Genomic DNA, 12,493 nt, shown 5'->3' on the forward strand with positions numbered 1-12,493 from the left:
AATGTCAAAAACGTTTGAATGATGATTCGTCGATCGGCGGCTGCTGGTCGGCGCCGTCCAGCATCGATACCCGGCGCGCGCGCAGGTCCCCGCCGATGGCCGGCTTCTGGTTGACCGCGATTTCCGCATGCGGCGCCGCCCGTTTCTGTTCGCCCACGTGGAAAAAGCGCATCAGGTCCTGCAGATGGATCGCCTGGGCGCTCATCTCTTCCGACGTCGCCGACAGCTGCTCGGATGCCGATGCCGTCATCTGCGTGGTCTGCGCCATCTGGTGCACGGCGTTGTTGATCTGCTCCAGCCCGGCCGATTGTTCCTGCGAGGCGGCGGCGATCTCCTGGACCAGGTCGGCGGTCTTGCGGATCGACGGCACCATCTGGTTGAGCAGGCCGCCGGCCTTCTCCGCCAGGCCCACGCTGTGCTCGGCCACGGCAATGATTTCCTGCGCCGCGGCCTGCGACCGTTCGGCCAGCTTGCGCACTTCGGCCGCCACCACGGCGAACCCCTTGCCGTGTTCTCCCGCGCGCGCCGCTTCGATGGCGGCATTGAGCGCCAGCAAGTTGGTCTGGTAGGCGATGTCGTCGATGATGCCGATCTTGCTGGCGATCTGCTTCATGGCCAGCACCGTCTCGCGCACCGCTTCGCCGCCTTCGGTCGCGGCGCTGGCCGACATGCTGGCAATGCCGTCGGTGGTGCGCGCATTGTGGGCGTTCTGGGCGATGGTGGAAGTGATCTGCTCGACCGAGGCGCTGGTTTCCTCGACATTGGACGCCTGTTGGGAAGCGCTGTGAGAGAGCGCCTGGGAAGATGAGGAAATCTGCTCCGACGCCGATGCCAGCGAGCTGGCGGTGCCGCCGACATCGCCGATCACGCCGGTCCATTTGTGGATCATCTGCTGCGTGCTGTACAGCACGCTGACCTTGTCCTTCTTGCCCAGAGGAACGGCCACCGTCAGATCGCCCTCCGCCACCTGGCGCAACACGGCCATGGCGTCGCGCGGCTCGCCGCCGATCTGCGAGCGGATCGTGTAGTAGGCAAACCACAGGCAACCGAACGACAACAGCACCGATGCCGTCAACAGCCAGAATATCTTCTGCCCAAGGTTGGCGTACTCCTGCTGCGCCTTGGATACATTGGCCCGGGTGCGCTCGTCGACCAGCCGCAGGAAATCGTTGATCGGCCCCATCACTTTGCCGAACAGGGTACGGTAGGCCTGGTCGAACACCAGTTCCTGCGCCATCGCCTGGTTGGGCGCGCCCACCACGGTGAACTTGCCGCCGCCGTCGTCGAACTCTCCCTTGACGGCATGGAAGGCGGTGACATCGATCCTGGACAACTGATCCGCCTGCTGGATGGCTTCCTGCATCTTGGCCAGCTCCTGCGCGCTGAAGCCGGATTGCTTCATCAACTCGGTCAACGGCATCGGCCTGGCGCCGGGATCGGCCTGCAGCTTGCGCGCACTGACCAGGTCCCAGTTGAAGCGGTCGTAATTGTCGGGCCGCGCGCGCTTGCCGTTGCGGATGTCCATGATCATGTAGTAGCGTTCCTCGTCGTTGGGATCGCCGGTGGTCACGTAGGCGCGCGCAAACTTGGTCATGTCCTCGGTGGTTCGCCGCAGCTCGTTGGCCAGCGCCGACGAGTAATAGCGCGCCTCATGCGCACGCTCGAGCTCCATGTTGGCTTCCCTGAGCGCGCCGATCAGGCCGATCACGGCCGCCATCAGGATGGACAGCACCGCCGCCAGCCAGATAAAAAGCTGTTTGATGCTCATTCGGTGGGTCATCTTGTTTCGCACGGTTCATCCCCTCTCTGCCGACGTCTCATTGCGTGGACGCCACGCCGCGTTCTGCCTGCGCCATCGGGTTGCATTGCTCCTGGTACTGCGTGTACTGCACCAGGTGCGGAATATCCAGGATCAGCGCCACCCGGCCGTCTCCCAGGATGGTCGACCCCGACAACCCCTTGACCTTGCCGAACAGCCGGCCCAGCGGCTTGATCACGGCCTGGCACTCGCCCAGCAAGCCATCGACCAGCAGCCCCGCGCGCTGGTGCCCATATTGCACGATCACCAGGCTCTTGCGCCCGCGCTCCCTGGCCGGCAATTCGAACAGTTCGCGCAGGTACACGAAGGGCAGCGGCTCGTCGCGCACCGAAATGATGTTGTGTTCGTGCTGCTGGGCGGGCATATCGATGCACTCCACCACCATGTCCAGCGGAATCACGAACACCGCGTTGCCCACCACCACCTGGAAACCTGAAATGATGGCCAGCGTCAGCGGCAAGCGCACGCGCACGATGGTGCCGCGCCCGCGCACGGTATCGATGGCGATCTCGCCGTGCAGGGCATCGACATTGCGCTTGACCACGTCCATCCCCACGCCCCGCCCGGAGAGCTCGGTGATCTGCCGGGCCGTCGAGAATCCCGGCTCGAACACGAAACGGTAGATCTCGGCATCGGTCAGGTCGGCATCGGCGGTGGTCAGGCCGCGGCTGATCGCCGTGGCGAGGATGCGGTCGCGATCCATGCCGCGCCCGTCGTCCATCACCTCGACCACCACGCTGCCGGATTCATGCGTGGCATTGAGGCGCAAGGTCGCCTTGGGCTCCTTGCCGGCGGCGATGCGCTCGTCGGCCGGCTCGATGCCGTGGTCGATGGCGTTGCGCACGATATGCATCAGCGGGTCGGCGATGCGTTCGATCATCGATTTGTCGAGCTCGGTTTCCGAGCCGGTCATGACCAGTTCGATTTCCTTGTTCATGTCGCGCGCGAAATCGCGCACCACGCGCGGGAAACGTTGGAACACTTCGTTGATCTGCACCATGCGCAGCGTCAGCGCGGCATCGCGGATCTGCTCCATCAGCGCGTCGATGGCCTGGGTAGCCTCTTCGAACTGGCTGTCCTTGCGCCGGCGCGCGACCAGGCGCGCACTGGCGCCGGCGATGACCAGCTCGCCCACCAGGTCGATCAGCTGGTCCAGCTTGGAGACTTCGATCTTGATGAATTTCTGTTCCTGGGCGCGGCGATCCTCCAGGCCGCGGGAACGCGCCCCGCCCAAAGAGGCATCGACCGGGCCCGCCGCCGGCAACGGCACCTCCTCCAAGGATGGCATGGCCACGGCATCATGGGCCGCATCAGCGGCCATCCCGCGCCAATCGTCTTGATTCAACGCGCCATGCTGGTGCCACATCCGGCCCAGCCGCCCCGCCTCCGCCTCGCCCAGGCGGGCCAGCAGCGCCGCGTAGTCGGACAACGGGCTGTACGGCGGCAAAATGTCGATGCGGCTGTCTTCGCGCACGAATTCGAATACGCCTTCCAGGGTCTCCTTGCTCGAGTCCGATGCCAGGCAGATTTCGAAGCCGATGTAGCAGCTCTCCGGATCCATGGCCGCGGCGTCGGGCATATGCTCCAGCACCGGCATGATGGCGACGATGCGCCCGAGGGTGCGCAAATAGTGCAGGAAGGAAATCGGGTCCAGGCCGTCGCGCATCACATCGTCGCTGAACTGCAGCGACAAGTGCCAGTACGGGTTCGAGGCGAGCGCATCATCGGTGGCAAGCGCCGGTCCAGAGGCCTGCGCGGTTTCCGCAACTGGTTGAGGCTGCGGCTGCGGCTGCGGCTGCGGCTGCGGCGCCGCGACCGCTTCCGACGCCTGGCTGGGCGCCGGCCCGGCATCGCGGGACAATGCATCCAGCTTGGCCTCCAGCGCCTGGCGCCTGGCAAGATCGGGCTCCTGGTCTTCCTCGCGGCGTTCGATGGCGTCGACCAGTTCGCCGATGTAGTCGCCGCATTCCAGCAGCAACGACATCAGCTGGTCGTTCAATGGCAGTTCGTCATTGCGCACCTTGTCGAGCACGTGTTCGACCAGGTGCGTGAACTGCACGATGCTATCGAAAGCGAACAGTCCGGCCGAGCCCTTGATCGTGTGGGCGGCGCGAAAAATGGCATTGACCGTGTCCTTGCCCGGCCCCTCCATTTCGATCTGCAACAGCGCGGCTTCCATCGCCACCAGCAGTTCGCGGGCCTCTTGCACCACGGCGTCGCGCGCCGAATCCTTTCTCATGATGCGCCCTCCGCCAGGCTCGCCGTTTCCGCGTCGAACAGGGAATGCAACTGCAGCAGGTCGAATGCCGCCAGCACCGCCGGGCTGTAGGCCGCCACCTCCAGTTGCAGGCCATTGCGCGCGGCTTCGCGCTTTAGCAACAGCAGCAACTGGATACCGGCGGTATCGATCTCGTCCACTCTCGACAGGTCCAGCGACAGCGTCCGGCTTGCCTGCGCCAGGGCATGCAGCAATTCCGGCTTGCGTTCAGCCGCCTGAAAGATCGTCAACCCGCCGTTCAGGCTCAACAGCAGGTTTCCGTTGTGTTCGGTATGTTTGAGCTCCATGGTCTCCCCCCCTTGGCTCCCGGCCGTTCGGTTACGGCAGCACCAGCTTGGCCACCGCATCGAGCAATACCGGCGGCTGAAAAGGCTTGTGCACCCAGGCGCGGATGCCCGCCGCCTTGCCTTCCTGCTTGCGCGCCTCGCCGCTCTCCGTGGTGAGCATGATGACGGGCGTGAACCTGTAGGCGGGAAGCTGCTTCATCTCGCGCACGAAACTCAGGCCGTCGAGATTGGGCATGTTGAGATCGGAAATCACCAGGTTGAACTTGCGGCCATCGAGCTTCTTGAGCGCCTCCTGGCCATCGGCCGCCTCGACCACGTTATAGCCGGCCGTCTTGAGCGCGATCGAGATGGTTTGCCGCAAGCTGAAAGAATCATCGACAATCAAAATACTTTTTTCCATGGCGGTTCCGTCAGAAGAAATCCACTTGCGGCTGCAGCGTGCCGGGCACTTGCTGGCCCGCATGCACCAGGCGTTGTTCGGGGGTGGTGTACGTCTTTTCAAGGTCGGCGAGCCACTGCTCGGGCGAAGGCAGGCGGCCGCTCCCGGTCGCATCCTTCAGGCGCGCGATATCGCGCTGGACATGGTCGAGGATCTGGCCGATGCGGTCCTGGAATTGCAGGTTGACCAGGATGTCGCAAACCTCCTGGTCGACCTCGCGGTTATCGCCCTCCAGTTGCTCGACGGTAGCCGAAAGCTTCATGGCCGACTGGCGGAAATCCGAGACCACCTGGTCGATCACGGCACGCGAATTCTCGACCAGGCCGCCGGCGCCGGCCGACAGCTCGCCGGCCACGCCGACCGCGCCCTGGATCTGCTGGCGCACGCTCCTGGTGCGGGCGGCGATCTGGCGGCTGTTTTCGGCTGAACGCTGCGCCAGCTCCTGCCAGCTCTGCTCGCTGCTGAGCAAGTCGGTCACGCCGGTACGGCCGGCCAGTTGCTCGTTTTCCTGCGCCAGGTGGCGGATCTCGTCGTTGGCCGCGGCCAGGATATCGAGCTTGCCGATGAGCGCCTGGCGCGAGGCCAGCACGCTTTCCAGCGCGGTGGCGATGCCGCCCAACTGTTGGGCGGCGTTCTGGATCACCTTGAGCACATCGGCATTCTTGCCGCCCTGGGACAAGTTCAGCGCATCGCCCAGGCGCTCATGGATGCCGACGAAACGCGCGGTCAGATTGTCGATGGCGCCCTGGGTCTGGGTGCGCGCCAGTTGCACGTTGGCTTGCCATACCGGCAGTACCCGCACAAGCAAATCCGGAAACTGTCCTGGGGTATCGCCGGCCTCGGCGGCAACAGCGGCGGGCGATGCCGGCGCAGGTTCTGCCGCCTCGCTCGATGCAGCCCGCTGCGGCATTTCCGGCGCCGGTAGGCAGGTCAGATAAAAAGCGCCGCCGATCAGCACGCCGACCAGGCCGCCGAGCCACCAATGCTGCGCCAGCATCATGAACAGGAGCAAGTTCACAATACACAGCACCGGCAAGATATTGCGAAGCAATTTCACGGATACGACCCCAAAAAATGTTGTTGTTCTGTTGTCCCGCCGCTGCACTTCCGGCGCCCCTCCAGTATTTATCGGCAACCCGACGCTGCCTTGTTGGCAACATCCCGACTCTTTGATTGATTTTTCTTTTTTTCAGATGATAAGCCTCATCTCCCGGGAACGGCACAACCTTTGCCGGCTGCGCTTCCGGTCTGCGACCTGTCATGAGTTGGCCATGCAACCATGACGGCGCACAAGAAGAGACGAGTTTATTGTGCCGCTTCAAGCATGTCTGCTTTTCAAGGAATAAAGGCCTAATTCCTGCTGAGTTATCAATCAAGCACGCAAATTTGGGTAAAAAATTATCGAATCGACAATTAATTTGGCGAATAACAGGCGCCGCTCCCGATTTCGCCGCTCCCTTCGGATGCCGATGGCAGGCCTGCCGAAATCATCTACAATGCCGCACCCGGTGCGCATCATCTGGATGAAGAATGCCCATGGAACTGGACAGCTACCGCTATATCGCAATCGAAGGCCCGATCGGGGTCGGCAAGACGTCGCTGGCGCGGCGGCTGGCAATGCTGTTCGATGCCTTGCCGGTGCTCGAACAACCCGCCGACAATCCTTTCCTGGCCGCCTTCTATCGCGATGCCGGACGGTATGCCTTCCAGACCCAGACCTGCTTCCTGTTGCAGCGCATCACGCAACTGCAGGCGCCGCTGGATCCGTCGCTGGGCGAGCGGCGCTTCGTCGCCGACTTCATGCTGGAAAAGAACATGCTGTTCTCGCAACTGACCTTGTCCGAGGCGGAACTGCAGCTTTACCGGCAACTGCATGCGCAACTGCGCCCGCAAGTGCGGCCGCCGGATCTGGTGATCTGCCTGCAGGCGCCGCCGCAGGTGCTGCTGGAGCGCATCGCCCGGCGCGGCATCGGCATGGAAGAGGCGATTTCTTCCGACTATCTGCAGCAGCTGTCCGACAGCTACGGCAATTTTTTCCATCACTACGAAGAGGCGCCGGTGTTGACCGTCAACACCGAACACCTGGATCCGGCCCACAACGATGCCGATCTCAAGGTACTGCTGCAGCACATCGAAGCGATGCGCGGCAAGCGCGCCTTTCTCAATCAGGGAGGTTGAAACTCATGGCAGGCTATCTGCAGGAAACCGGCGCGGCCGCGCGCAGCAAACCCGTCACCACCCACCTGCTGCAAGCCATGCGCGGCAAGGGCGACAAGATCAGCATGCTGACCTGCTACGACGCCAGCTTCGCCACGCTGATGGAGCGCGCCGGCGTGGAAACCGTGCTGGTCGGCGATTCGCTGGGCATGGTCTGCCAGGGCCACAATTCCACCCTCCCGGTGGCGCTGGCCGACATCGCCTACCACACCGCCAGCGTGGCGCGCGGCGCCGGCACCATGCTGGTGATCGCCGACCTGCCTTTCGGCACCTACCCCACGCCCGAAGAGGCCTTCAGGAATGCCGCGCAACTGATGCGGGCCGGCGCCCACATGGTCAAGCTGGAAGGCGGCGTCTGGCTGGCCGACACGGTCAGATTCCTGACCGAACGCGGCATCCCGGTATGCGCCCACATCGGCCTGACGCCGCAATCGGTGCACCAGTTGGGCGGTTTCAAGGTGCAAGGCAAGACCCACGATGGCGCCGCCCAATTGCATGCCGATGCGCTGGCGGTGCAGCAGGCGGGCGCCTCGCTGATCGTGATCGAGGCGGTGCCGGCGGCCTTGGGCAAGGAAGTCACCGAGCGCCTGGCCATTCCCACCATCGGCATCGGCGCCGGCCCCGATTGCTCGGGGCAGGTGCTGGTGATGCATGACATGCTGGGCGTGTTCCCCGGCCACAAGAGCCGCTTCGTGCGCAATTTCATGGAAGGCGCGCCCAGCATCGAGGCCGCGTTGAAAGCCTATGTCGCCGCGGTCAAGGATGGCGCGTTCCCGGCGCCGGAACACTGTTTCTGACTTTCTGACAGCGCGCCCATCCCGCGGCCGGATCTGGCGCGGATAAAAGAACAGCCCGGCAATGCCGGGCTGTTCTCATTGATGCGCCGATATCGTCATCAGGCCTGGACGTCGGCATACCGCGCCAGGCTTTCCGACAAATGCGCCTGGCATTCCTCGCCATTGCTGATGGCCTTGGTGAGGTTGCGCAGCAAGCCGTCGTGCACGCCGTACACCAGGCCGTAGAAGCTCAGCTCCTGGCCGCGCTCCCAGGCATCGCTGACGATGGTGGTGCGGCAGATGTTGGCCATCTGCTCCAGCACGTTGAGTTCGCACAGGCGGTCATGCTGCTCGGTGTGGGTCATGCCCTCATGGAAGCAGTGCGCGTGCTTCTCGTGCACGTCCTGCACGTGCTGCAGCCAGTTGTCGGCCAGGCCGACGCGGCGCTTGGTCAGCGCCGCCGCTACGCCCGCGCAGCCGTAGTGGCCGCAGATGATGACGTGCTTGACCTTGAGCACATCGATGGCGAACTGCAGCACCGACAGGCAATTCAGGTCGGTATGCACCACCACGTTGGCGATGTTGCGGTGGACGAACAGCTCGCCGGGCAACAGGCCCAGCAAATCGTTGGCCGGCACGCGGTTGTCGGAACAGCCGATCCACAAGTATTCGGGCGAGCGCTGCGCGCCCAGCTTCTTGAAGAATTCGGGGTCGCGCGCGGTGATTTCCGAGGCCCAGCGGCGGTTCCCCTTGAGCAGTTGTTCCTGGATCATGTCTTGTGGGTTTGGTGTTGTCATGGTCGGCAAGATCTGGTTGTTCACGCACACGCGTCCACTGCGCGCAAAAGCGCGCAAGAAGCCGCGGGCATGAGGTTGGATGGGCGAAAGACGTGCTGCTTGCGGCCTCCGCGGGCCAGGGCCTGACATGCCTTGGCGACGATCGCGGTACTGCTGCCGGTGTCGCGCTCGCAAGATGCGGTCCCTGCGCGACGCTGCTATCGGGAGCCATCCAGGCTCCTGTCTTTCGGCATTGCCACGGCGCGTCATCAGGCGGATTCGAAGACGAATCCTTTGATGCCGTGCGCGCCCGACGCTGCGGGCGGCGCACATCGCCGCGTGTGCATTGTATAGAAAAAATGCACAAAAAAACCGGCACGCCAACTGGCATGCCGGTCCATGTCGCTTACTCGAAGAATTCCTTGACCTTGTCCTTCCAGGTCTTGGTCTGCGGGCTGTGCTTGGCGCCGCCTTCGGTGGTCAGTTGCTCGAATTCGCGCAGCAGTTCCTTCTGGCGCTCGGTCAGCTTGACCGGGGTCTCGACCACCACGTGGCAGAACAGGTCGCCGGGGAAACCGGAGCGCACGCCCTTGATGCCCTTGCCGCGCAGGCGGAAAGTCTTGCCGCTTTGCGTGCCTTCGGGAATCGAGAACGAGGCCTTGCCGTTCAAGGTCGGGGCTTCGATCTCGCCGCCTAGCGCCGCCTTGGCGAACGAGATCGGCATTTCGCAATGCAGGTCGTCGCCGTCGCGCTGGAACACGTCGTGCGCCTTGATATGGATTTCCACATACAGGTCGCCCGGCGGCCCGCCGTTGACCCCCGGCTCGCCGTTGCCCGAGGAGCGAATGCGCATGCCGTCGTCGATGCCTTCGGGAATCTTCACTTCCAGCGTCTTGTTGCGCTTGATGCGACCGGCGCCGGCGCAAGTGGCGCACGGCTCGGGGATCACCTTGCCGCTGCCGTGGCACTTGGGGCAGGTCTGCTGGATGCTGAAGAAGCCCTGCTGCATGCGCACCTGGCCGTGGCCGCCGCAAGTCGAGCAGGTCACAGGCGAGGTGCCGGGCTTGGCGCCGCTGCCGTGGCAGGTATCGCACTCGTCCCAGGACGGCACGCGGATGGTGGTGTCGAAACCGTGCGCGGCCTGTTCCAGCGTGATTTCCAGGTTGTAGCGCAGGTCGGCGCCGCGGTAGACCTGCGGGCCGGCGCCGCGGCCGCGGCCACCGCCGCCCCCGCCGAAGATGTCGCCGAAGATGTCGCCGAAGGCATCGGCGAAGCCGCCCGCGCCGGCGCCGCCGCCCGCGCCCATGTTGGGATCGACGCCGGCATGGCCGTAGCGGTCGTAGGCGTCGCGCTTCTGCGGGTCGGACAGCATCTCGTAGGCTTCCTTGACCTCCTTGAACTTCTCTTCCGCGCCCTTGCTGTCGGGGTTGCGGTCAGGATGGTACTTCATCGCCAGCTTGCGATAAGCCTTCTTGATCTCGTCGTCGGTGGCGTTCTTCGCCAGTCCGAGAATTTCGTAAAAATCGCGTTTTGCCATGTTCTCTAACCCACTTTGTTATTGTGTCCGCCGCATGCGGCAATGCCCCATCCGATCGGAAGCCAACAATGTGAAAAAGCCGAGTGCAGCTTTTGGCTGCGGGACTCGGCGTGCCCTGTCTTGCGAAACTGCCGTGCAAGCCGGGAGATGCATCTCAAAAATCCGCCCGGGCCGCGCAATGCGCATGCCTGAACATGTGCATTGCGCCCCCGGGCGCGAAGTCCGATCTCTGGAGCCCTTCAATCTCCCGACACGGGTCGGGCAGGCTCCGGGACCGGGCTCGGATTACTTCACTTCCTTGAAGTCGGCGTCCACGACATTGTCGTCCTTGCCCTGGCCGGCTGCGCCTTCGGCACCGGCTGCGCCCGCGGCGCCGCCTGCCGCAGCAGCTTGCGCCTGCTGGTCGGCATACATCTTCTCGCCCAGCTTTTGCGCGGCGGTGCCCAACGCGGCGGTCTTGGCGTCGATGGCGGCCTTGTCGTCGCCCTTGAGGACGTCTTCCAGCTCCTTGATGGCGGCTTCGATGACTTCCTTCTCGCCGGCGGCCAGCTTGTCGCCGTATTCGCCCAGCGCCTTCTTGGTCGAATGCACCAGGGCATCGCCCTGGTTGCGGCTTTCCGCCAGTTCCTTCAGGCGCTTGTCTTCCTCGGCGTTGGCCTCGGCGTCGCGCACCATCTTTTCGATCTCTTCCTCATTCAAGCCCGAGTTGGCCTTGATGGTGATCTTGTTTTCCTTGCCGGTGGCCTTGTCCTTGGCGCCCACGTGCAGGATGCCGTTGGCGTCGATGTCGAAGGTCACTTCGATCTGCGGCGTGCCGCGCGGCGCCGGCGGGATGCCTTCCAGGTTGAATTCGCCCAGGCCCTTGTTGCCGGCGGCCATTTCGCGTTCGCCCTGGAACACCTTGATGGTCACGGCCGGCTGGTTGTCGTCGGCAGTGGAGAACACCTGGCTGAACTTGGTCGGGATGGTGGTGTTCTTCTTGATCATCTTGGTCATCACGCCGCCCATGGTTTCGATGCCCAGCGACAGCGGGGTCACGTCCAGCAGCAGCACGTCCTTGCGGTCGCCCGACAGCACCGAGCCCTGGATCGCGGCGCCCACGGCCACGGCTTCGTCCGGGTTGACGTCGCGGCGCGGATCCTTGCCGAAGAATTCCTTGACCTTCTCGATCACCTTGGGCATGCGGGTCATGCCGCCGACCAGGATCACGTCGTCGATGTCGGACACTTTCACGCCGGCATCCTTGATGGCGGTGCGGCACGGTTCGATGGTCTTGCTGATCAGTTCCTCAACCAGGGATTCCAGCTTGGCGCGGGTGATCTTCAGGTTCAGGTGGACCGGCGCGCCATTGGCCATGGCGATGTACGGCTCGTTGATCTCGGTCTGCTGCGACGACGACAGTTCGATCTTGGCGCGCTCGGCCGAGGCCTTGATGCGCTGCAGGGCGATGGCGTCCTTGGACAGGTCCAGGCCGTTGATCTTCTTGAACTCTTCGATGATGTAATCGATCATGCGCTGGTCGAAGTCTTCGCCGCCCAGGAAGGTGTCGCCGTTGGTCGACAGCACTTCGAACTGCTTTTCGCCGTCGACATCGGCGATCTCGATGATCGACACGTCGAAGGTGCCGCCGCCCAGGTCATAGACGGCGATCTTGCGGTCGCCCTTTTCCGCCTTGTCCAGGCCGAAAGCCAGCGCGGCCGCGGTCGGCTCGTTGATGATGCGCTTGACGTCCAGGCCGGCGATGCGGCCGGCGTCCTTGGTGGCCTGGCGCTGCGCGTCGTTGAAGTAGGCCGGCACCGTGATGACGGCTTCGGTGACTTCTTCGCCGAGGTAGTCTTCGGCGGTCTTCTTCATCTTGCGCAGGACTTCGGCCGAAATCTGCGGCGGCGCCAGCTTCTTGTCGCGCACGCCGATCCAGGCGTCGCCGTTGTCGGCCTTGACGATCTCGTAAGGCATCAGGTTGATGTCCTTTTGCACTTCCTTCTCGTCGAACTTGCGGCCGATCAGGCGCTTGGCGGCATAGATGGTGTTCTTCGGGTTGGTGACGGCCTGGCGCTTGGCGGGTGCGCCGACGAGGATCTCGCCGTCATCCTGGTAAGCGATGATGGACGGCGTGGTGCGCGCGCCTTCGGAGTTCTCGATGACCTTGGGCTGGTTGCCTTCCATGACGGAAACGCAAGAGTTGGTCGTGCCCAGGTCGATGCCAATGATTTTTCCCATGATTTTTCCTTCGATCTTTCAGCCCTGGATGCCGGGCTACAGTAGTTTTTAATGGTTTTAATATATGGAGGGAAGGCAGACTTTCAAGCGCCTGAACCAGGCCCAAAAGCAATATTTATGCCTTTTCCCCTGCGGCGCCTGCCC

The 12,493-nt window shown here is 63.6% G+C and carries 10 protein-coding genes; 2 read left to right on the forward strand and 8 right to left on the reverse strand.

Going from position 1 to position 12,493, the window contains the following annotated elements; genetic code table 11:
* Positions 1–4: 4 nt before the first annotated feature.
* From FB597_RS08600 to FB597_RS08620, 5 genes are read right to left on the reverse strand one after another with little or no spacing between them, the layout of a single operon-like run.
* Positions 5–1,768, reverse strand: a complete 1,764-nt coding sequence (locus FB597_RS08600; protein ID WP_221292400.1) for a methyl-accepting chemotaxis protein — start codon at positions 1,766–1,768, stop codon at positions 5–7.
* A gap of 49 nt (positions 1,769–1,817) precedes the next feature.
* On the reverse strand, positions 1,818–4,058 hold the full coding sequence (locus FB597_RS08605; RefSeq protein WP_144769209.1) for a chemotaxis protein CheA: 2,241 nt from the start codon (positions 4,056–4,058) through the stop codon (positions 1,818–1,820).
* Positions 4,055–4,384, reverse strand: a complete 330-nt coding sequence (locus tag FB597_RS08610) for an STAS domain-containing protein (RefSeq protein WP_144769211.1) — start codon at positions 4,382–4,384, stop codon at positions 4,055–4,057. The genes FB597_RS08605 and FB597_RS08610 overlap by 4 nt, the downstream gene beginning before the upstream one ends.
* A 31-nt stretch (positions 4,385–4,415) precedes the next feature.
* Positions 4,416–4,784: a response regulator gene (locus FB597_RS08615; RefSeq protein ID WP_144769213.1), complete on the reverse strand. Its 369-nt coding sequence runs from the start codon at positions 4,782–4,784 to the stop codon at positions 4,416–4,418.
* A 10-nt stretch (positions 4,785–4,794) separates the two neighbouring features.
* The gene (locus tag FB597_RS08620; protein ID WP_370454664.1) at positions 4,795–5,841 is read right to left on the reverse strand and encodes a chemotaxis protein; all 1,047 of its coding nucleotides are present in this window, start codon (positions 5,839–5,841) and stop codon (positions 4,795–4,797) included.
* 518 nt (positions 5,842–6,359) lie between these two features.
* Here FB597_RS08620 and FB597_RS08625 point away from each other — a divergent pair.
* A complete protein-coding gene (locus tag FB597_RS08625; protein ID WP_144769217.1) occupies positions 6,360–7,001 on the forward strand; it encodes a deoxynucleoside kinase in 642 nt (213 codons plus the stop codon).
* A gap of 5 nt (positions 7,002–7,006) precedes the next feature.
* On the forward strand, positions 7,007–7,837 hold the full coding sequence (panB, locus tag FB597_RS08630; RefSeq protein WP_141914443.1) for a 3-methyl-2-oxobutanoate hydroxymethyltransferase: 831 nt from the start codon (positions 7,007–7,009) through the stop codon (positions 7,835–7,837).
* A 98-nt stretch (positions 7,838–7,935) separates the two neighbouring features.
* Here the strand turns inward: panB and can are convergent, their stop codons facing one another.
* The 3 genes from can to dnaK all read right to left on the reverse strand — a co-directional run bounded on the left by can (position 7,936) and on the right by dnaK (position 12,349).
* Complete coding sequence (gene can, locus FB597_RS08635) at positions 7,936–8,613, reverse strand: carbonate dehydratase (protein ID WP_144769219.1); 678 nt, start codon at positions 8,611–8,613, stop codon at positions 7,936–7,938.
* Positions 8,614–8,998: 385 nt separating this feature from the next.
* Positions 8,999–10,129: a molecular chaperone DnaJ gene (dnaJ, locus tag FB597_RS08640; protein WP_141914445.1), complete on the reverse strand. Its 1,131-nt coding sequence runs from the start codon at positions 10,127–10,129 to the stop codon at positions 8,999–9,001.
* A 285-nt stretch (positions 10,130–10,414) separates the two neighbouring features.
* Positions 10,415–12,349: a molecular chaperone DnaK gene (gene dnaK, locus FB597_RS08645; protein ID WP_141914446.1), complete on the reverse strand. Its 1,935-nt coding sequence runs from the start codon at positions 12,347–12,349 to the stop codon at positions 10,415–10,417.
* Positions 12,350–12,493: the final 144 nt, after the last annotated feature.

Origin of the sequence: Herbaspirillum sp. SJZ099 (assembly GCF_007828355.1) — a bacterium.
Taxonomy (GTDB): Bacteria; Pseudomonadota; Gammaproteobacteria; order Burkholderiales; family Burkholderiaceae_D; genus Herbaspirillum.